The sequence below is a fragment of the Pseudoalteromonas sp. SCSIO 43088 genome, assembly GCF_023650795.1.
GTDB lineage: Bacteria > Pseudomonadota > Gammaproteobacteria > Enterobacterales > Alteromonadaceae > Pseudoalteromonas > Pseudoalteromonas shioyasakiensis.
The window spans coordinates 95,558-113,650 of the sequence record NZ_CP072676.1 but is presented as its reverse complement, the minus strand read 5'-3'; the positions used below and the strand labels follow the sequence as shown (position 1 = coordinate 113,650).

25 protein-coding genes are annotated in these 18,093 nt (G+C 41.3%); 8 read left to right on the top strand and 17 right to left on the bottom strand.

The genetic code is table 11. The features are described 5' to 3' along the window. Window positions 1-4 precede the first annotated feature (4 nt). The 7 genes from J8Z28_RS18385 to J8Z28_RS18355 form a co-directional block, all read right to left on the bottom strand. Window positions 5-307, bottom strand: a complete 303-nt coding sequence (locus J8Z28_RS18385; RefSeq protein WP_240701526.1) for a hypothetical protein — start codon at window positions 305-307, stop codon at window positions 5-7. 66 nt (window positions 308-373) lie between these two features. After that, the gene (locus J8Z28_RS18380; protein WP_130167489.1) at window positions 374-688 is read right to left on the bottom strand and encodes a hypothetical protein; all 315 of its coding nucleotides are present in this window, start codon (window positions 686-688) and stop codon (window positions 374-376) included. Window positions 689-1,252: 564 nt separating this feature from the next. Next, window positions 1,253-2,950, bottom strand: a complete 1,698-nt coding sequence (gene ggt, locus J8Z28_RS18375) for a gamma-glutamyltransferase (RefSeq protein ID WP_250660710.1) — start codon at window positions 2,948-2,950, stop codon at window positions 1,253-1,255. Between the two features lie 142 nt (window positions 2,951-3,092). Beyond that, window positions 3,093-3,905, bottom strand: coding sequence for a substrate-binding periplasmic protein (locus J8Z28_RS18370; protein ID WP_250660709.1), 813 nt, complete (start codon window positions 3,903-3,905; stop codon window positions 3,093-3,095). Between the two features lie 25 nt (window positions 3,906-3,930). Continuing rightward, complete coding sequence (locus J8Z28_RS18365) at window positions 3,931-4,299, bottom strand: response regulator (RefSeq protein ID WP_055198910.1); 369 nt, start codon at window positions 4,297-4,299, stop codon at window positions 3,931-3,933. A 70-nt stretch (window positions 4,300-4,369) separates the two neighbouring features. After that, window positions 4,370-4,912 carry a DUF6942 family protein gene (locus J8Z28_RS18360; protein WP_244269387.1) on the bottom strand — a complete coding sequence of 181 codons (543 nt, stop codon included), beginning with the start codon at window positions 4,910-4,912 and terminating at the stop codon, window positions 4,370-4,372. Continuing rightward, window positions 4,909-5,358: a YaiI/YqxD family protein gene (locus J8Z28_RS18355; RefSeq protein ID WP_062565438.1), complete on the bottom strand. Its 450-nt coding sequence runs from the start codon at window positions 5,356-5,358 to the stop codon at window positions 4,909-4,911. Before J8Z28_RS18355 ends, J8Z28_RS18360 begins: the two co-directional genes overlap by 4 nt. A gap of 104 nt (window positions 5,359-5,462) precedes the next feature. Between J8Z28_RS18355 and J8Z28_RS18350 the strand changes: the two genes are divergently transcribed. Next, on the top strand, window positions 5,463-5,996 hold the full coding sequence (locus J8Z28_RS18350) for a lipocalin family protein (RefSeq protein WP_250660708.1): 534 nt from the start codon (window positions 5,463-5,465) through the stop codon (window positions 5,994-5,996). Between the two features lie 205 nt (window positions 5,997-6,201). Here J8Z28_RS18350 and J8Z28_RS18345 read toward each other — a convergent pair whose 3' ends face one another. The 3 genes from J8Z28_RS18345 to J8Z28_RS18335 are packed head-to-tail and all read right to left on the bottom strand — an operon-like array spanning window position 6,202 to window position 8,476. Next, window positions 6,202-6,537 (bottom strand): DUF3325 domain-containing protein, encoded by a 336-nt coding sequence (locus J8Z28_RS18345; RefSeq protein WP_250660707.1) that lies wholly within the window; start codon window positions 6,535-6,537, stop codon window positions 6,202-6,204. Further along, window positions 6,534-8,135 (bottom strand): PepSY-associated TM helix domain-containing protein, encoded by a 1,602-nt coding sequence (locus J8Z28_RS18340; RefSeq protein WP_250660706.1) that lies wholly within the window; start codon window positions 8,133-8,135, stop codon window positions 6,534-6,536. The genes J8Z28_RS18345 and J8Z28_RS18340 overlap by 4 nt, the downstream gene beginning before the upstream one ends. Continuing rightward, the gene (locus tag J8Z28_RS18335; RefSeq protein ID WP_250660705.1) at window positions 8,132-8,476 is read right to left on the bottom strand and encodes a hypothetical protein; all 345 of its coding nucleotides are present in this window, start codon (window positions 8,474-8,476) and stop codon (window positions 8,132-8,134) included. Before J8Z28_RS18335 ends, J8Z28_RS18340 begins: the two co-directional genes overlap by 4 nt. A 201-nt stretch (window positions 8,477-8,677) precedes the next feature. On the opposite strand from J8Z28_RS18335, the gene J8Z28_RS18330 reads away from it, so the two are divergent. From J8Z28_RS18330 to J8Z28_RS18315, 4 genes are read left to right on the top strand one after another with little or no spacing between them, the layout of a single operon-like run. Then, window positions 8,678-9,370, top strand: a complete 693-nt coding sequence (locus tag J8Z28_RS18330; protein ID WP_250660704.1) for an aspartate/glutamate racemase family protein — start codon at window positions 8,678-8,680, stop codon at window positions 9,368-9,370. 9 nt (window positions 9,371-9,379) lie between these two features. Next, complete coding sequence (locus J8Z28_RS18325) at window positions 9,380-9,742, top strand: VOC family protein (protein WP_062565443.1); 363 nt, start codon at window positions 9,380-9,382, stop codon at window positions 9,740-9,742. Window positions 9,743-9,761: 19 nt separating this feature from the next. Then, the gene (locus J8Z28_RS18320) at window positions 9,762-10,343 is read left to right on the top strand and encodes a uracil-DNA glycosylase family protein (RefSeq protein ID WP_054563130.1); all 582 of its coding nucleotides are present in this window, start codon (window positions 9,762-9,764) and stop codon (window positions 10,341-10,343) included. Window positions 10,344-10,346: 3 nt separating this feature from the next. Beyond that, window positions 10,347-11,081: a phytanoyl-CoA dioxygenase family protein gene (locus J8Z28_RS18315; protein ID WP_250660703.1), complete on the top strand. Its 735-nt coding sequence runs from the start codon at window positions 10,347-10,349 to the stop codon at window positions 11,079-11,081. Between the two features lie 47 nt (window positions 11,082-11,128). Here J8Z28_RS18315 and J8Z28_RS18310 read toward each other — a convergent pair whose 3' ends face one another. After that, window positions 11,129-11,686 carry a hypothetical protein gene (locus tag J8Z28_RS18310; RefSeq protein ID WP_062565446.1) on the bottom strand — a complete coding sequence of 186 codons (558 nt, stop codon included), beginning with the start codon at window positions 11,684-11,686 and terminating at the stop codon, window positions 11,129-11,131. A gap of 112 nt (window positions 11,687-11,798) precedes the next feature. On the opposite strand from J8Z28_RS18310, the gene arfB reads away from it, so the two are divergent. Together arfB and J8Z28_RS18300 are read left to right on the top strand one after the other, a co-directional pair. Beyond that, on the top strand, window positions 11,799-12,212 hold the full coding sequence (gene arfB, locus J8Z28_RS18305; RefSeq protein WP_250660702.1) for an alternative ribosome rescue aminoacyl-tRNA hydrolase ArfB: 414 nt from the start codon (window positions 11,799-11,801) through the stop codon (window positions 12,210-12,212). 135 nt (window positions 12,213-12,347) lie between these two features. Further along, entirely contained in the window at window positions 12,348-12,668 is a 321-nt protein-coding gene (locus J8Z28_RS18300) for a hypothetical protein (RefSeq protein ID WP_062565448.1), read from the top strand. A 16-nt stretch (window positions 12,669-12,684) separates the two neighbouring features. Here the strand turns inward: J8Z28_RS18300 and J8Z28_RS18295 are convergent, their stop codons facing one another. The 6 genes from J8Z28_RS18295 to J8Z28_RS18270 form a co-directional block, all read right to left on the bottom strand. Continuing rightward, window positions 12,685-13,719 carry a DUF2955 domain-containing protein gene (locus J8Z28_RS18295; protein ID WP_063530450.1) on the bottom strand — a complete coding sequence of 345 codons (1,035 nt, stop codon included), beginning with the start codon at window positions 13,717-13,719 and terminating at the stop codon, window positions 12,685-12,687. A 13-nt stretch (window positions 13,720-13,732) separates the two neighbouring features. Then, window positions 13,733-14,794: an HlyD family secretion protein gene (locus J8Z28_RS18290; protein ID WP_063703812.1), complete on the bottom strand. Its 1,062-nt coding sequence runs from the start codon at window positions 14,792-14,794 to the stop codon at window positions 13,733-13,735. A gap of 4 nt (window positions 14,795-14,798) precedes the next feature. Then, window positions 14,799-15,275, bottom strand: a complete 477-nt coding sequence (locus J8Z28_RS18285; RefSeq protein WP_058584360.1) for a MarR family winged helix-turn-helix transcriptional regulator — start codon at window positions 15,273-15,275, stop codon at window positions 14,799-14,801. Window positions 15,276-15,410: 135 nt separating this feature from the next. After that, window positions 15,411-15,836: a TlpA disulfide reductase family protein gene (locus J8Z28_RS18280; RefSeq protein WP_250660701.1), complete on the bottom strand. Its 426-nt coding sequence runs from the start codon at window positions 15,834-15,836 to the stop codon at window positions 15,411-15,413. A 47-nt stretch (window positions 15,837-15,883) separates the two neighbouring features. Beyond that, window positions 15,884-16,774: a spermidine synthase gene (locus J8Z28_RS18275; protein ID WP_250660700.1), complete on the bottom strand. Its 891-nt coding sequence runs from the start codon at window positions 16,772-16,774 to the stop codon at window positions 15,884-15,886. Beyond that, entirely contained in the window at window positions 16,759-17,385 is a 627-nt protein-coding gene (locus J8Z28_RS18270; RefSeq protein WP_054563122.1) for a fused MFS/spermidine synthase, read from the bottom strand. The genes J8Z28_RS18275 and J8Z28_RS18270 overlap by 16 nt, the downstream gene beginning before the upstream one ends. 192 nt (window positions 17,386-17,577) lie before the next feature. On the opposite strand from J8Z28_RS18270, the gene J8Z28_RS18265 reads away from it, so the two are divergent. Continuing rightward, window positions 17,578-18,036, top strand: a complete 459-nt coding sequence (locus J8Z28_RS18265) for a GyrI-like domain-containing protein (RefSeq protein ID WP_250660699.1) — start codon at window positions 17,578-17,580, stop codon at window positions 18,034-18,036. Window positions 18,037-18,093: the final 57 nt, after the last annotated feature.

The following is an 18,093-nucleotide window of genomic DNA, read 5'->3' as shown; positions in this document are numbered from 1 at the left end:
TTTGTTATAGGTTTTTGCTACCGATAATTATGTTGCAAGCTTTAACAACATTAGCCCGATAATATTCGATAGTTTCTTCTAATTCTTTGTCAGCTTTGGCCAAAAACTCATCTGAACACTTCGATCTAACATGATTTATAGGCAAATGGTCTGTTTCAGATTCAATTTCACCAAAGATGTGAAATTCAGTGTCCCAGCACTGACCATATTTTTGATTTCCAATACGCCAAAGTGCAATTACGTTATCTAAGTAATTTTCATCGCTTTTCAGTAATTTTTCCGCAAGCATAATTGCTTCTTCAGGCACTTAATTCACTCCTACTCTAGAAACTTATATCCCCCGCATAACAGGCAACGAATGTTTATAAGTTTGTTACGTGACGTTTTCACAAATGGGTGCTTGTCCAAGCTTGAGTATCATTTCCTTTTTATCAGTTAACACCACTAGAGTTTTATCAACTTCATTCCAAGCAATGTCTATAACACCATCTATTAGGTCGTCATCGTAATCTTCATCCACTGTATTTTCAGAATATGAAAGAACGGATTTACAGACAAATTTCAACAATGGCTTGAAGTCATTCACGTTATTTACAAATTCAATCGTAAAAGTTCGGTTATCGATGTCATAGAGCATTCTCGATATGTAAGGAGAACAGTTTGGAATCCAATACTCTAGGTTGTTCATATGACACTCTTAGCCACCTAACAATTTTATTGTGCGCTTCGCGCGTATTTCAGCTGATATCACGCTCATATATTTGATAATTCTATTATTACCAAAGAAGGTAATGCATTGCTAACTATAAATTTTTATTGATACTAAAGATGTTCAGAAAGAAAAATGGCTCAGCGCTGATTTTTATCATATTTGCAGGGTATGTGGTTGGGAGTTAGAGAGCCATGAAGCATCGCGCGAAATAAATTTCATGCCTACGCGATGTAAAATCGCTGCTACCTCAAAACTCGCTAGCTGATGGTTTTGAGTCTGAGAGCTGACGGCTGATAGCTGACAGCTCTTTTAACTTGCTAACTTTCCCCTTGAAACTCGCTAGCTTGTTGGGTTTCGCTCCGCTCTACCCAACCTACAAACCATCGCGCGAAATAAATTTCACGCCTACGCGATGTAACTTTACTCTTTACTCTTGAAACTCGCTAGGTGATGGTTTTGAGTCTGAGAGCTGACGGCTGATAGCTGACAGCTCTTTTAACTCGCTAACTTTCCCCTTGAAACTCGCTAACTTCCGAAAGCCTAATACCCCGCGGCTTGGCCGTCTTTACGGGTTTCAGATGCACCGTAATAAACGCCGGTTTTTGGGTCTTTCAATATTGCTTGATAACCACCGTACGGGCCAACCGCGTCTTGTAAAGTGTGGCCTTTTTTCATTAACTCGCGGCGGGTTTCCATTGAAAAACCTGACTCTAAGCTAACAAAACCACCGTCTTCCATAATCTCACCGGTTGGCTGCGATGAACCTGTGTGCAGAATACGTGGTGCATCACCGGCTTCTTGCAGGTTCATGCCAAAATCAATCATGTTGATAAGTATTTGAGCGTGCATTTGAGGCTGTGTGGCGCCGCCCATTACGCCATAACTCATATATGGCTTGCCATCTTTGGTGACAAAAGCAGGAATGATTGTATGAAATGGTCGTTTGCCTGGCTCATATTGGTTCATGTGGCCTTTTTTAAGGGCGAACATTTCGCCACGGTTTTGCAATACAAAACCTAATTTTGCCGGTGTCATACCTGAGCCCATGCCACGGTAATTACTTTGAATAAGTGAAACCATGTTGCCGTCTTTATCGGCGGTCGTCATATAAATGGTATCGCCTTCTACGGGGCCTGCATGGTCGCGTTTTGCGGCTTTATTAGGGTCTATCAGTTTGCGTCTTTGGTCAGCATATTGCTGCGATATAAGTGTTTGTATGGGAATAGTGTTAAACGCTGGATCGGCGTAGTACTTAGCACGATCTGCAAACGCGAGTTTTTTCGCTTCAACAAAGGTGTGTACGTATTCAGGGCTATCAAAGCCCATTGCTTTAATATCGTAACCTTCAAGAATATTCAGAATTTGCTGTGCAGCAATACCTTGGCCATTTGGTGGCAATTCCCAAAGCGTATACCCTCTATAATCGGCGCTCACAGGCTTAACCCATTCACTATGGTGCGTAGCTAAATCTTCATACGATAAGTAGCCGCCGTTTTCTTTCATATAGCGACCAATTTCTTTAGCAATATCGCCTTTGTAAAAGGCATCGCGGCCGCCTTTGGCAATTTTGCGATAGGTGTTTGCAAGGGCAGGGTTCTTAAAGATTTCACCTTTTTCAGGCATTGCCCCATCAGGCATATATACATCTTTAAAGCCTGGGTATTTACCTCGTGCAGCCACACTTTTTTGCATGTAATAAGCAATCAGTTCAGACACAGGGAAGCCATTTTCAGCGTAGTCGATAGCAGGTTGGAGTAAGGCTTTCATTGGTGTTTTGCCAAACTTTTTATGTAACTCAAACCAACCATCTACTGCACCAGGTACCGACACAGGCAATGGCCCATAAGCAGGAATGTAGTCACCTTGTGCTTTTAAAGTATCAAAAGACAAGCTTTGTGGTGAACGACCTGAGGCATTTAAACCGTAAAGTTGCTTGCTTTTGTTATCCCAAACAATGGCAAATAAATCACCACCAATTCCACACCCAGTCGGTTCAACCAGACCAAGCACTGCATTTGCCGCAATAGCTGCATCAATGGCATTACCACCGTCTTTTAATACTTGTAAGCCCACTTGCGTAGCTAACGGCTGTGATGTTGCAACCATCCCTGATTGTGCGATGACTTCAGAACGACTAGCAAAGTTATGGCCAGTGATGCGATCGTAAGCTTGAGTGGCGCCTGTTGCGCCTAAGCATACTGCTAGCACTAAGCTTTTAAATAGTGGAGTTGGTTTCATAATTTTTTGCCCTTTTTGTTATTTTTATCACTATAAAAAGCAATTAAAGATGAGGCAATGGCTTTGCGTTCTAGCGCGAAAAATCACGATTGACTTCAAAAATAAGAAAAATAGCGGCTAACTTACCTAAAACCACTCCAATTTAGTAAATAGCAGAACCATTTAAGCACTGCTGTGCAACTGTCAATGTTTCGCCGTGAGAGTGCATATCCTCTGCTACAAACTGATCAACAAGAGGGTCAATCAGGTTTTCTTGCTTCATGGTATCGAGGGCGTGTTGCAGCTTATTGACCACCTCTGGCGATGTATTTTTGTTAAGTGCTAAGTAATTACCCACTAAGGCAGGGTGCTTTAACTCAAATACCGGCGTGACTTGGTCTGGGCTCATACCTACATTCATCAACTGTGATGAAAGAGTGAGAGAGGAGCCAATCAGCAAGTCATGCTTACCTTGCTTAAACATTTTTAGCTCTTCAAACTTTTTTGAGTAAGTTAAAAATTGCTGGCCTTCAGTAAGGCTAAAATCAGCAAGAACGGTTTGATAAACATCACCACGAGATACGCCAATGGTGTAGTTTTGCAACGACTGTGTACTTGTCACTTTAATGTCGTTGCGAGCATTTAAACGGTATAAACATGAATGTCCAGATACCAAAGGGCCAACCCAGTAAAATTGAGTTTCTCGCTTTGCGGTGCGTGAAGTAGAATAAATTCCAGCATTGGGTTGGGCGAGTGTTAGTGACATTGCGCGCTTCCAAGGCAATACACTAAACGTACAGCTCAACTTGGCTCTTTCGCACAAAGATTCCATGATTTTGGTGTTAATACCGGTGAGTTGATTGTGCTGCACAAAGTTATAGGGAGGGAATACTTCGGTGTATAAAGTCAATTGTTCTGCACTCGCCATGGCAGTGCTGGCAGTGAATAAACTCACTATTGTTAAATGCTTAAACATCGCTCTTAACTCCAGTTTTTGCAGGTTATTCTGGTTTAACAATTCGACTTAACTGCTTTTGCAGTGTATTTAAACAAAAAGGCTTAATGATAAAACCGTTCACTTTTGCTGTGATCATCTCGCTTACTGTTTGTTTACTGTCTTCGCAGGTTACCATCAATACAGGTAAATCACTTAGGACTGGGTTTTCACGAATATGATTAAGCAAACATTTGCCATCCATTTTCGGCATATGCAAATCAGTAATCACCAGATCAAAGCTGTGTTTTTCTAGTAAATCAAACGCTTGAGCGCCATCAGTCGCCTCCGTTATATCCTTATATTCAAGCCTACGCAACATGTTTATCAACACATGGCGCATAAGTGGCATATCGTCAACGACCAGTATTTTCATCTAAAGTACTATTAAGTATTACAGTATTTAAAGCTTAGTTTGCTAACTCAATAACGCAATAAACCAGAAACTAAGAAAAAATATCTGCAACAAGCTGGCTAAGTCGTGCAATTTTAATATTGCTCAACTGGCGGTAATCAAAATAGGGGCAAACAATCACTTTATCTGATTTACTAATAGCAAATTCATCGTCAAGCCAAGTTAGCTGGCAATGCAAAAGCCCGTCATTTATAAGCTGCTTAGCATGAGTTCTCCCTGCAATTATATGTAATTGCTCTGGTTTGCCTAATATCGGTGGGCTAAACAGTAATGCAGTTTGGCTATGTGTTTGCAGTAGTTGTTCATCGCGAAAGCTCTGCCAATCAGGTGCTCTTTTTGCAAAATCATAATATTCACTTGGTAGTGCAAACAGCACTTTACCATACACGTTAAAAACTTTGCGCCAACCATTTCCACATGCTTGGTTTATTTCGTTTATTTGGCCGGGTTGCATTGCATGCAAATGGTCAAGCTGTTGCCAAGCAGGCATCGGCGGGCGCTTTTCTATATAAACAGCGACTCTAAAGGCTTCATCACCAAAACCCTGCAGTGGCATACTTTTAACGACACTCATGACTTTTTAGCGAGGATTCGATCTAGGTTATTTGCAAAGTTTTGGCGGTCAGCTTGGCTTAACGGCGGCGGGCCACCGGCCATTTCAACGCCACTTGAGCGCATTGTTTCCATAAAATCACGAACATTTAAACGTGAGCGAATGTTTTCAGTCGTATACAACTCACCGCGTGGATTAAGCGCTTGGGCACCTTTTTCGATAACTTCAGCAGCTAAAGGAATATCACCGGTGATCACCAAATCATTTGGCTCGATGCGCTTAACAATTTCGTTATCGGCAATATCAAACCCAGAAGATACCTGCAAACGGCTAATAAACTTTGAGGGTGGCACTCGCATCGCATGGTTCGCCACTAATGTGGTAAAGGTTTGTGTGCGCTCTGCGGCACGAAACAATATTTCTTTAATAACGACGGGGCAGGCGTCTGCATCAACCCAAATCTTCATGCTGTTCTCAATCTTTAATTTTAGACATTAATAGTTTACCGTAATTGAACTAAATTAGTGCTATTAACGTATTAATTTGTTTAATTTTTAAAGGGAGTAAAAACGTGCAAACATCATTAAAGTTAATCGGGGTTTTATGTATCACAGCCATTTTATCTGCGTGTACAGGCGTGCCAGACAACATCAAACCCGTAGATAATTTTGAGCTAAACAAATACACAGGAACCTGGTACGAAATTGCACGTTTAGATCATTCATTTGAACGCGGCCTTGAGGGCATTACCGCTGAATACTCAATTAACCCTGATGGCAGTGTAAAAGTTATCAATAAAGGTTACAGCGCCGAAGATAAAGAATGGCAGCAAGCTGAAGGTAAAGCGAAGTTTGCAGAGCAACAAGACATAGGTCACTTAGAAGTCTCATTCTTTGGACCATTTTACAGCTCTTACGTGGTATTTGAATTAGATAAGCAAAATTATCAATACGCTTATATCACAGGTTATAACAAAGAGTATTTATGGTTTTTGTCGCGCACACCGACCGTGACAGAACAGCAAATGCAGGACTTTATAAACACAGCAAAAGAATATGGTTTTAAAACAGACGAGCTTATTTATGTTGACCATAGTCGCTTGTAAAGGGGCTTTACAACTGTCTTTAAACTATCACGAATGTGCAACACAACTGTAATGGATGCTAGGCAAACTTAGCGTCGTTAAATTGAAGCAACATGTGATCCCCCAATTTAATCCCCTGCTTGGGTAGGCATTGCCTACCCATTTTTTTATTACTTAATTAAGCACTATTGCAAATTGGCATGAGATCAGTTTTTTACTAACTACACTACAAAATCATCACCGAAAAGCCACTCAACAGCAAAACAGACATAGTTAATACACTGACATGCTTTACCCATGAAACAGTAAAACTGTATAAAATCATGAGCATAAGTACACTTAAAGCCATATAACCGCAAAATAGCAATGCGCCGTACCCAGCATCTGACAGCACGCAAAGCACCAAACTTAGTAAAATACTGATCCAGCCGCTGAATAAAAAGCGACTTCGCTGTTTTTCGGTTAATTTCTTTTTAAATACATCACGGAAATGATTGAATTTTGCAAGTGCAAAACAATTAAAACCTAAAAAGCAGAGACTAAATTGCAGTAACTCCATCATCCTTGTTGCTCCTTTAACAGCCTGTTTTTATTTAATTTAGTCTTATTTGTAGCGGTTTTATGGCTAGGTATTTTTTTGCTTTGTAGTAAAAACAGCAGCCCAGCACAAATAAACGCACTATCAATACCGAATAAGGCCCACTGCTGAGTTAGTAAATACGTGATCCAATTACCATCTGTTGTCAACGCATTTACCACAGGTACTAATAAGCAAGCAGCAGCGTTAAGCCAAGCACTATAGCGCCAGTGGCGTTTTTCTCGGCCGATCACAGCAACGATTAGCATCGCCAGCCAAGCTAAGAAAAACACGAGTATTTCTTTATCGGCACGCCCGGCTAACCCTAAAGGTAATAATCGATTAGCAATGAAGAACGCTGCGGTTGCAATTGGTAAACCCATCAGGGTGGCTAAATTTAGTGTCTCAACGAGCTTAAGCCCAAAGCTTGGTTTTTGCTCTGCTTTGAGCCTCTCGCGTAAGCGTTTTGCCCACATGATGCAGCCTGTAGCTATCATGGCACAGCCAGCTACGCCACAGAAAAAATACAACCAACGCAGCAACGGCTCGGCTAAACGACCACTATGTAATGCTGTCATTGAGTCATAAAACTGCGCCGAAGCGCTCCAATCTTCGCCTGAACTGGCTTCAAGCTCACCTGTTACACCATTGAATAAGTAGCGTGGTCCGTTATCTACAACCTCTTTGCCGGTTGCCAAATAAACCACGATTTGTGAGGTCGCTGTATTGGCATTTCTAACAAACACGTAGCTAATGTCGGCATTCGGTGACTTAGTATAAATCTGATCTAACACATCTTTGATTGCCACCATAGGGCGCTGCTCTTCACTGGGCTTTGAACGTTTATTAATAGGCAATGCCTCATCAAACATTTGCCTTAAGCCATTTTCATATACAGTCTCGGCAGGGTAGGGGAACAGCATAAATATCAACGTGATAATCCCCGTGTAGGTGATCATGATATGAAATGGCAGTGCCCCCACCGACGAAACATTGTGTGCATCGAGCCAACTTCGGCTGCCTTTGTTTGCTCTAAAGCTAAACATATCTTTAAAAATACGTTTGTGGATCACTATGCCTGTTATAAGCGCTACCAACATAAATAATGAGGCTAAACAAACAATTATCCGTGCAGTAAATACATCTATGTAATGTAAATCAAAGTGTAAGCGATAGAAAAAGTTACCCCCCTTAGTTTCCCGAGGTTCGGGTAATTGCTCTAAGGTATTTGGATCTAGATGCGTATAGTTGAAAGGTGCACGGCGCTGACCAGGCTGTTTAGGCTCAGCAAACCCATAGCTTAAAACAGGGTTACGCGGCTCAGGTAAGTTTATCCGCCAAGATAATGAATTAGGTGCCTGTTGCTGTAATTGCGCAAACACATAATTAATTTGCTTAGCTTGAGACTGAACCCGTTGTGCTTGATGCTGCACATGGTGCGTTTCAGGCTTGGCCCAAATAGTGATTTCATCTTTAAAAAAGCTGATGGTGCCAGCAAAAAAGATTAAGAACAGTAGCCAGCATACCAGCAAGCCAACCCAGGTATGAAGCCAAGTCATTGAGCGGAAAAAGCTCTCTTTCATAACCAATCCTTAATCAATGAAAGGGCCAGCAATTGCCCACCAGTTGTTAGTAAAATAGTGATCCAAACAGTCTTTAAAGACTTAACTGAAAACACCCAAATAAACACACAACAGTAAAAAAATACCGATAGAGTCGTGGTTAACAGCACGCTGTCGAGTTTATTAAGTGGTAATAACACAGCTAGTAATGAAATAAGCACACTGGTAAAGGCGTAACCACCAATGATGGCTGCAACGAAACGCAAAAACACAGCAACACGATAAGATAGGCTCACAGAGCGCTTTTTAGCTGTATTTTTAGGGCGATTGGTAGTCACTGCATCTAATGATTGAGAATGCATGATAATCCCTTAAAAAATAACACGAGAAGAAAACCCCGTATTATATCGCCGACAAACAGAAAAGATAGTAGTTATCATTTGCATGCACGTATTAAATAATGAAACAAAACCAACTAACTCGATCTGTTAGTAAAATAATGATCTGCTAGCTTTGTTCTGTGCAATATCATATGGTGTTAAGTAAATAAAAAGGGAGCTGCAATGAAAACAATAGGCTTAATCGGTGGCATGAGTTGGGAGTCTACACAAAGTTACTACCAGCTTTTAAATCAAGGCATTAAAAACAAACTTGGGGGGCTGCATAGTGCCAAGATAGTACTCGTTAGCCTCGATTTTGCCCACATAGCAGCTATGCAAAAGCAACAAGATTGGGCACAGATGGCCGAGATACTCATTAAGGCCGCTAAGCAAGTTGAAGCTGCGGGCGCGGATTATTTATTAATTTGTACCAACACCATGCACAAACTAGCTGAGCAAGTGCAAGCTGCGGTTGCAATTCCTTTGTTACACATTGCAGATGCAGTTGGTGAAAACCTGATCCAGAATAACTTTAAAAAAGTGGCTTTGTTGGGTACCCAATTCACTATGGAACAAGACTTTTACAAGCAACGCCTAGCTGATAAATTCGCCATAGACGTGTTAATTCCTGATGCACAGGGGCGTGAAACAGTGCATCGTGTGATTTATGATGAACTATGTAAAGGCATCATCAGCCCAGAATCTAAAGCTGAGTATTTAACCATTATTGATGATCTAACTCAGCAAGGTGCTGAAGCCATTATTCTTGGTTGCACCGAAATAGCGCTGTTAGTTCAACAATCAGATACATCTGTTCCATTACTTGATAGTACAGCACTTCATTGCGCTATGGCGCTTGAGAATAGTTTAAATTAGGAGCACACCATGTCGAACCACCATAGCTTAAATTATGTTGAATTTGCTGCTAAAGATTTAGCCGCAACAAAGGCATTTTTTCATCAGGTGTTTAAATGGCAATTTACCGACTACGGCCCTGAATACACGGCTTTTAGCGCTGAATCAGCGGGCCTTGATGGCGGTTTTTATCAAGCCCCATTAACTAGCTTAACCAATAATGGCGGCGCGCTACTGGTGCTTTATTCAAATAATATTAAAGAGACTCAAGCACAGGTAGAAAAACACGGCGGCACAATTATTAAACCCTTGTTTGATTTTCCTGGAGGCTGTCGTTTTCACTTCACAGAGCCAAGTGGTAATGAGTTAGCAGTTTGGTCAAAACAAGCATAGATCATATTTTTACTAACTCATGAGTACTCAATCATTATTAGAACAAGTTAGTAAATGCGTGATCTGCGAGCCTCATTTGCCACTCGGAGCACGGCCCGTTATTCAGTTTAATCCACAGGCTCGCATTTTAATTGCTGGTCAAGCACCGGGAATTAAAGTGCATGAAAGTGGCAAACCTTTTAATGATGCAAGCGGGCAAAGGCTTCGTTCTTGGCTTGGTGTAACGAGTGATGAGTTTTACGATGAGCGCAATTTTGCTATCTTGCCGATGGGCTTTTGTTACCCGGGCAAAGGAAAATCAGGTGATTTACCGCCAAGAAAAGAGTGCGCGATTGCATGGCGTGAAAAACTCTTAGCGCAACTTAATAATATTGAGCTCACCATTATCTTAGGTAAGTACGCGCAGGCATATCATTTACCCCACACTAAGCAGCTGCCCTTAACTGAGTTAGTAAAATCGTGGCGTGAATATTGGCCAAATTACTTGCCACTTCCTCACCCAAGCCCTCGCAATAATATCTGGCTAAAGAAAAATCCGTGGTTTGAGCAACAAGTATTGCCTGAGCTTAGTAGTAAAATACGTGCAATTTTAGCAAGGTAAAAAATGGAAAATAACTTTTTTGCTGAAAACGGCTACTACCATGTAAAGGGCCTTTACACAGAGAGTGAGCTTAGCAAGGTAAGGGCAATTCTCAATAAATTTCATCATCACTGGTTGCAAGAAAACCAATCTTTTTACCAATCCAGAGGGATTAATAGCTCAGGTTTGACTGGTGCTGCATGTTTAAGTGTTGAGGAAAAGTTTGCTCTTTTTGAGTTTGTCAGCGCCAACACACTATTGAAACAGGTTAAGGGTATTGTTGCTGATCCTCAGTTTATGAATACTCAACTATTCTTTAACCCTTACAACCCTAAACAAGCAAATTATTGGCATCGCGATATGCAGTATCACTTAGAGCTTGATGCGCAAAAGGCCGCTCTTAGCGGCCCTGAAGTGTTGCATTGCCGCGTTGCTTTTGAAGATGAGCCGGGAATAGAGCTAATACCAAGCAGCCATAAAAACTGGGATTCAGATGAAGAATTAATAGTTAGATTAGAACAGCAGGGCGCTCGAAATAGTGACTCACTAACTCGTGGTAAAAGTGTAGCACTCAAAAAAGGTGACTTACTCATATTTTCGGCAAATATGATCCATCGGGGCTTATACGGTATGAATCGTTTCGCCCTAGATATTTTATACTTTGAACGTCACCCAAGCCTTAATGAGTTTGTACAAACTGGATTTTTACCAACTGCACAACAAAAGCAGCATCTAAAAAACCCTATGGTATTCAAGTAAGCACAAAAAAGCGGCTTCTTAGCCGCTTTCTTTATTTTATTGTGCAGTTACTGCAACATTGCGAACAATTCTTTTAACTGCGGCATATACTGCTTAACTAAGTTAACGTTACTTTCGCTAACATTTGCTGTTGCAGTACTTGCTTTAACACCTTCTAAAGCACCTGCCATTGAGCGAGTCCCCGCATCAGATGAAGATGCTGTAAGGCTTTGTAAACCACTCATTGCTTGATTTACACGTTGCTTGTTCTCTTCTGACATACCCGCTTTAAGGTTTTCTAAATACGCCATTGATACCTCTGAGCCAACAGTAACTAACTGCTCAGGTGTGAAACCATATTGCTTGGTCAGGGCTTCAAACTCTGTGTATAGCTCGTGATCTTTAATGTGGCCTAATGCATCCATTACTGACGAACTGTCAACACCATCAGAACTACCTAGCATACCACCGAGATTTACAGTATCTAATTCAGACTGATTTTGTGACCAATTGACCACAGCAGGTAAGGCTTTTATATAACGCTGTAGCTGGCTTTCAGTAATATCTTCTGCGAAGCTAGAAAAACTCATCGCAAGTAGGCTCATAGAAATAAGTAGTGCTTTCATCGTGATCTCCTTTCTTTCAAAATGGTTAGCAACCGGCGCAAATAGTCGAGCTATTATGTTTAGCCAATTACAAATGTTACAATACCTTTTTTACCATAGCTAACTGAACCTGATGTTAATTATTTCTAATACCGTCAAAATTGATGAATGGGAACTCGACTTTAGTGCGATCCGCTCGCAAGGCGCAGGCGGGCAGAACGTCAATAAAGTAGCTACAGCTATTCATCTTCGTTTTGATATTAATCGCTCAAAGTTACCTGACTTTTACAAACAACGTTTACTTAATTTAAATGATTCTCGAATTACCAAAGAGGGCGTTATTGTCATAAAGTCGCAAAGTCATCGCACGCAAGAAATGAACAAAGAAGATGCGCTTAATCGTTTGAAAGAATTAATCATTAATGCAACACAAATACAAAAGAAACGAAGAGCAACAAAACCAAGTAAAAATTCTCAGAGAAAGCGCATGGACTCTAAAACAAAAAGAGGACAAACAAAAGCATTAAGAAAAAATGTAAAATCCTAACTTTCACATCAGAAGATCGTGTCAAAAATAAGCAGAACTGTAAAGAAGTGTAACTTGTTAACAAAGTTAATTGATGGTTAATCCTGCCGCGTCTATAATAGTCATACAATCTCACCATTAATGAAGGAGCCGCGTATGGGCCAGAAATCACGCATTGTTGCCGCTGCAATGATAACGCTGTCAGCTTTGCCTATGTCGAGTTTTGCTGTAGATTCATGGCAAGCCGGAAGCGCGTATCCGCAAGGTAGTGAAACCTGTTACAACGAAATTCTTTATAAAGCCAGATGGTGGGCAACCCCAGGAGAAGAGCCTGGCAGTTCACAATGGGGCGCTTGGGTTGCAGATGTCGCCTCAAAAACCTGTGTACAGAGTGTCGTAAAGAAACAAGACGATTTACTTAAGTCTCTACCTACAATTTTCGAACCAAATATCAATAAAAAAGGGAGTTCTGATTAACTCCCTTTTTTAATCTTTAATCAAACGTGTGATGCCTAGTCATTGCAAAGCGATTTAAGATGTGATGCATTATATACACCGCACATAAGCTCAATAGTATGGCCACAGACACCGACGAAAAGCGATAGAGCGCGCTGTAAACCAGATCTTGCCCCGGCCCTAATGACTGGCCAAATAAAATACCAAATGTGGTGATAATACCAAAGCCAACACCCGGAATACCGCCACCAATTATGTGATAACGACTAAAGATAAAGGTCAAAATCCACAGAATTAACGCAGGAAATATCAAAATATCGGTATGGTTATACAAAAATAACTGTGCCACTAACGCTAAGTTACAACCGATTAAGGTGCCTATCGCGCGCTGCCATGCTGCCATACCCGCTGCTTTCCAGCACAATGAAAACAATATCAGTACCGAGGCTGCTTGAGCAGAGATAGAGTCTTGCAAATCAAAGACCTGAAATACAACAAATGATAAAGTCGCTACGGTTGAGCAAAGTAATACTTCGTGGCGCACACTTTCTTTTGCTTTCTCTGGCATTACCCGACCTTGGCGTGGTGCAACATCAGGGAATAAACCATGCATTAGCATCGAAAACAGCACAGTTACGACAACTGCAACGGCGTTACTAATGATCAGCGGATAAATACTGACATCACCGCCGGTGTAGGTCGAAAAATGTAATTGAATCGACAAACTCACCACCGTTGTGGCACCAAATAAAAAGTTAGCACCACGGCTCATTTGATAGAACAAAAAGGCAAAGGCTATAAAGCTCATCATCGTCATTACAACAGGCAAGTGTGCAAACAATCCTTGTACAACCAGCACAAACAGCGCACTGAACACCGCGCCTGCGTAGAACTGACGAATAATGTGCATGTTAAGCACAGGCACTAAACCGAGTAGTAGCATAGGGTAAACAGTAAAAAAGATGCCATTCGGCCAGTTCATCAATTTTGCCAGTCCGAACCCTAATGCTGAGCCCGTGGCAATACGTAGCGCTTGGCGTAAGCCATTACCATCGAGTTGCAATACTGACATAACTCACCCAGCCTTAGTAAATAAAGTGCAGAACACTAATAAAGCGAATTTGCATGCTTGCAAACCAACTGCCAATGCTAGAGTCAGGCAAAAGCTGTACGGTTGCACGCGCACCACTTGGAAATTTTGCCAGCATCTGGTGTTCATCTAGCTTAATATGAATACGTTGACGCTGTGCATCTCGTACCCAACGGTTGCTGCTTTCAGTGGCACTGAGTAAACCGTTAGCATTAAGCTGGCCATCACTCACACCCGCTTCAAAACTAACAATTTTGCCTGTAAACACTTTGCCCGGTAGCGCATCAAAGCTGACTTTTGCAGTGCTACCAATTTGCACGTGAACTAAAGACTTTTCACGAAAATCAGCCACTAAATCAGCTTTATTAGCAACAATCGCCATTAACGGCTGGCCCTTATTAGCATAGGTACCCGGCGTTACTTGTAAGTTTGCTGTTTTACCGTCGGTATCAGCTGTCACTGTGGTGTACGACAGGTTTAGTTTCGCTTGTTCAAGCTGGTTTTGAGCATGACGAAGCGCTAAATTGTCATCCCCTATTTTACCGCGCGCTAATTTAGCCTCGCTAAGCTGGGCTTCAATTGCAGCCACATTGGCTTTGCTTGATTGATAGTTCGCATTGATAGTTTCGTACTCTTGCTCTGAAATAGAACGCTTTTTCAATAGCGACTCACCGCGTTCAAACAGCAACGTTTGCTCATGTAGCTTAGCTTGAGCAGCCGCTAACTGTGCTTCTATTGCCTTCACACTACTATCTAAACGTTGGTTTTGTAGTTTTGCATCATCATATGCAAGTTCAGCTTGTTGCACGGCAAGCTCAAACGGCTCATCGTTAATCTTAAACAAGGCTTGCTGTTTTTCGACGGCTTGATTATTAGTCACTAACACGTCAGTCACACGACCACTTACCTGTGGGGTCACTTGCACAACCGGATGATACACACGGGCCTGCGGTGTAACAGGCATATACAAATCGGCAATCACAAAATATAAAAATAAAACAATAAAACCCGCTAAAGAGATTTTTACGTAACGGGCAAACTTTTGATCTGGTGTCATAACGTTACTTATCTCCTGAATAATGACGGATACACTGACGAGCATTCTGTTCCATCTGAATTAAGCCATGCGCCATGGTATCGAGTTGCTCAGTGGTTAAATCGGCATAAAGGTGCTCTTTCACATCGGCAATAATCACCTGCAATGTGTCTAACAATTGTAGACCTTGCTCAGTGAAGTACAGACGTTTACTGCGTTTATCTTCAGCGTCAGCTTTACGAGCAATAATCTCTTGTTGCTCAAGCTGCTTAATAGTGCGAGTTAGTGAAGGCATTTCAATGCCTAAGCTATTTGCCAACTCTTGTTGCGTACAACCTTGGTTTAAATGAAACAGGTGCATCATCGCAGTCCAGCGAGATTGAGTAAGGCCTAAAGGCTCAACCGCCAAAGTGACAGCATCGCGACATAAACGATGCACACGGCCCATACTGCCGCATAATGTTAAATCAAGAGTTTCGTGAAAAGGGGGAGTGGAAGACATGATGCGCTCCATTTACTTAGCATGCTAACCATTTTAATATAGTTAGCATGCTAAGTAAATATTGGTGCAATTAATAAAATAGATAGCTGCGTTCGATAAAAGCGAACAACAGCAAAAGTTATCTGATAGATAACACTATTTAGCAATTAACTCTTTGATATGGCTTTCATAGAGGTCTAATTTATCAGCAACAAATCCTGTGTGTTGGAATCGTACTATGCCTTCTTTATCAATTAAAAAGCTGCTCGGCATCCCTTTAAGTTGGTATTGCCTGCCAATAACAGCGTCTGGGTCATAAATAATATTAAAGTTCACTGCAAACTCAGCTAAAAATGCATCTGCATCACTGCGTTCAACATCAATGTTTACAGCAATCACTTTAAGCCCTTGCTGTTGATACTTGCTCTGCATGGCAATAAACCAAGGAAACGAGCGTCGACAAGGGCTGCACCAAGACGCCCAGAAATCGAGTAACACGACATGCCCTTTGTATTGATTCAATAGTTTAGACAACTGCTGCTGACTTGCAGCTAAAGGAGGGGGTGAAGGGTGCTCTGCCATAGCAGCAGAGCTCGTAATTAAAAGAAAGGCTATTAAGGCGTATTTGATCATTGATAATTTAATAAGTTCGCTGGTGAATATTGATCAGTGAGCACCTTGGTATCCGCTGGCCAATCTTGATTACCCTTAGTATAAAACAAACGCTCGCTGAGTAACTGCAAATCAACATCGTAAGGGGTTAACTTAATTGCGAGTTTGTTGACGCGTTCGGCTAACTGTTGCTGGCTAGGCATAGTCTCGAAACCAGCTAAAATAATGCGATTAGAATTTTCATCGGTCACAACATTAACAAAGTCACCAAACACATCGAAGTAAGTTGCCGACTCATGCTGGTACAACTTACTCGATGAAAAAGTATTTGCAGCGACAATTCCACCATCAGCTAAAACACTTTTTACTTCCGCAAAAAACTCCTTAGTGAGGAGGTGCTCAGGGATATAATCGCCGTTAAAGGCATCAAGAATAATCCAATCGTACTTTTGTTTTTTAAGTGCGGCACGTTTAATAAAAATACGGCCATCTTGCACTTTTGACGTCACGTTATCGGTTTCTACAAAGCTAAAATAATCACGGGCAACTTTTATTACCGCAGGGTCAATTTCGACATTTTCGATATGAGCGCTAGGGTAAAGCTCATGAATGGTATTAGAGAGTGAACCTCCTCCTAAACCTATGATCAGTACATTTTTAGGATCATCAATAAATAGTAAGCTTGCGAACGTCATTTTGGTGTAATTAAACACCAGCTTTTTAGGCTCACTCTTATACATACAACTTTGCGTACTTTTACGGGTTTTTTCGTTAAATTTTAAACACAGTAAATCGCCAGTCTTCTCCACTAAAATATTGCGATAAAGCGAGCGCTCTTTATGTATTACTTCTGCCAAGCTGCTAAAAGGCAGTGTCATGATCAAACAAAGCGTTAAGACTCTAAACATACAGTACGCTCCTTTGTTTTTATTTGACTAACAGCAATTGCAAGCAAACCAAGCGCGCCTAATACCGCTGCAAAGGTTTTAATGATGTCGTTAACATCAAACGCTAACACCATATAAAAAGAGGTAATAATCGTGCCAAGGGCGCTTCCTAGGGTGCTCACAAAATACAAACCACCGGCAACCTGACCACTTTTTTCATGATCGGTAACCAATAATCGCACTGAGTAAGGTGAGATCATGCCGAGTATTGTTGTAGGGATAAAAAACAATGCCGTTGATGCCAGCAACGAGCCGTAACGACTGTCTTCAATATGGGTGAAAATAAAGGTCATAATTGGCTCAGCAAACAATACTATTGGCACCACCATAATACTCGCTACAAAGAAAATGAGACCATATTTAGTTAACGAAGGATTGCGGGTTGAGAGCTTACCGCCAAGTAAATAGCCGAAAGATAAGCTCAACATAAATACAGTGATAATACTGCCCCATATATGCACACTGCTACCAAAGTACGGCGCTAAAATTCGCCCGCCTAAAAGCTCAATTCCCATAATGCAAAAGCCGCTACTAAAGGCTAAAAAGTAGATAAGCGCATTGATTTTATTCATTAAACACCCGCTGATTTTGTTGTTATTTTACCCATCTTAACCTGATGCAGATAAGGATGCCATGACCGTTTTTTAAGCTGTAAAGGCCGTTAACAAAATATAGTCTTTTTAAAATAAATAATTAAAAAGGCTAGGTTAAAGTACATGTGCTCTGGTATTTTACAGGGAACAAATTAAGCAAGGATAAATGCAATGGATCAGCAAGTAACACACCTCAATATCGACAACCCGACAACGTTATTTGGCCTCAAAGTTCGCACCAGCAATATGAATGAAATGAGTGGGGAAGGTGCCAAAATAGCGGGCCTATGGCAGCAGTTTTACACAGACATAGCGCCAAAATTAGCGCCATCTAGCCAAGTTTATGGCGTGTACACTCATTATGAATCTGATGTCACAGGGGAGTTTGATGTCTTTGCGTGTACTGACATGCAAGTCACTTTGCCAGAGATAGAACAAACTACACTCGCCACTGGTAACTACCTTCGCTTTAGCGGCAAAGGTGCAATGCCACAAACCGTTATCGATGTTTGGGGTCAAGTTTGGCAGTACTTTAGTAATGAACAGTGCCCTCATATTCGTGCATATAAAACTGACTATGAGTTTTATAAAAGCAGTGAAGAAGTTGAAGTATTCATTTCAGTTGAATAACGCCAAACCCTATTTTTAGTGTAAAGCCCCATTACAGATAAAGCCGCTTATTGCGGC

What these genes read in the sequence shown, in the direction of transcription:
- J8Z28_RS18380 (WP_130167489.1), bottom strand. Translation starts at nt 688, where the DNA reads ATGAACAACCTAGAGTATTGGATTCCAAACTGTTCTCCTTACATATCG.
- ggt (WP_250660710.1), bottom strand. Translation starts at nt 2,950, where the DNA reads ATGAAACCAACTCCACTATTTAAAAGCTTAGTGCTAGCAGTATGCTTA.
- J8Z28_RS18370 (WP_250660709.1), bottom strand. Translation starts at nt 3,905, where the DNA reads ATGTTTAAGCATTTAACAATAGTGAGTTTATTCACTGCCAGCACTGCC.
- J8Z28_RS18365 (WP_055198910.1), bottom strand. Translation starts at nt 4,299, where the DNA reads ATGAAAATACTGGTCGTTGACGATATGCCACTTATGCGCCATGTGTTG.
- J8Z28_RS18360 (WP_244269387.1), bottom strand. Translation starts at nt 4,912, where the DNA reads ATGAGTGTCGTTAAAAGTATGCCACTGCAGGGTTTTGGTGATGAAGCC.
- J8Z28_RS18355 (WP_062565438.1), bottom strand. Translation starts at nt 5,358, where the DNA reads ATGAAGATTTGGGTTGATGCAGACGCCTGCCCCGTCGTTATTAAAGAA.
- J8Z28_RS18345 (WP_250660707.1), bottom strand. Translation starts at nt 6,537, where the DNA reads ATGATGGAGTTACTGCAATTTAGTCTCTGCTTTTTAGGTTTTAATTGT.
- J8Z28_RS18340 (WP_250660706.1), bottom strand. Translation starts at nt 8,135, where the DNA reads ATGAAAGAGAGCTTTTTCCGCTCAATGACTTGGCTTCATACCTGGGTT.
- J8Z28_RS18335 (WP_250660705.1), bottom strand. Translation starts at nt 8,476, where the DNA reads ATGCATTCTCAATCATTAGATGCAGTGACTACCAATCGCCCTAAAAAT.
- J8Z28_RS18330 (WP_250660704.1), top strand. Translation starts at nt 8,678, where the DNA reads ATGAAAACAATAGGCTTAATCGGTGGCATGAGTTGGGAGTCTACACAA.
- J8Z28_RS18325 (WP_062565443.1), top strand. Translation starts at nt 9,380, where the DNA reads ATGTCGAACCACCATAGCTTAAATTATGTTGAATTTGCTGCTAAAGAT.
- J8Z28_RS18320 (WP_054563130.1), top strand. Translation starts at nt 9,762, where the DNA reads ATGAGTACTCAATCATTATTAGAACAAGTTAGTAAATGCGTGATCTGC.
- J8Z28_RS18315 (WP_250660703.1), top strand. Translation starts at nt 10,347, where the DNA reads ATGGAAAATAACTTTTTTGCTGAAAACGGCTACTACCATGTAAAGGGC.
- J8Z28_RS18310 (WP_062565446.1), bottom strand. Translation starts at nt 11,686, where the DNA reads ATGAAAGCACTACTTATTTCTATGAGCCTACTTGCGATGAGTTTTTCT.
- arfB (WP_250660702.1), top strand. Translation starts at nt 11,799, where the DNA reads ATGTTAATTATTTCTAATACCGTCAAAATTGATGAATGGGAACTCGAC.
- J8Z28_RS18300 (WP_062565448.1), top strand. Translation starts at nt 12,348, where the DNA reads ATGGGCCAGAAATCACGCATTGTTGCCGCTGCAATGATAACGCTGTCA.
- J8Z28_RS18295 (WP_063530450.1), bottom strand. Translation starts at nt 13,719, where the DNA reads ATGTCAGTATTGCAACTCGATGGTAATGGCTTACGCCAAGCGCTACGT.
- J8Z28_RS18290 (WP_063703812.1), bottom strand. Translation starts at nt 14,794, where the DNA reads ATGACACCAGATCAAAAGTTTGCCCGTTACGTAAAAATCTCTTTAGCG.
- J8Z28_RS18285 (WP_058584360.1), bottom strand. Translation starts at nt 15,275, where the DNA reads ATGTCTTCCACTCCCCCTTTTCACGAAACTCTTGATTTAACATTATGC.
- J8Z28_RS18280 (WP_250660701.1), bottom strand. Translation starts at nt 15,836, where the DNA reads ATGGCAGAGCACCCTTCACCCCCTCCTTTAGCTGCAAGTCAGCAGCAG.
- J8Z28_RS18275 (WP_250660700.1), bottom strand. Translation starts at nt 16,774, where the DNA reads ATGTTTAGAGTCTTAACGCTTTGTTTGATCATGACACTGCCTTTTAGC.
- J8Z28_RS18270 (WP_054563122.1), bottom strand. Translation starts at nt 17,385, where the DNA reads ATGAATAAAATCAATGCGCTTATCTACTTTTTAGCCTTTAGTAGCGGC.
- J8Z28_RS18265 (WP_250660699.1), top strand. Translation starts at nt 17,578, where the DNA reads ATGGATCAGCAAGTAACACACCTCAATATCGACAACCCGACAACGTTA.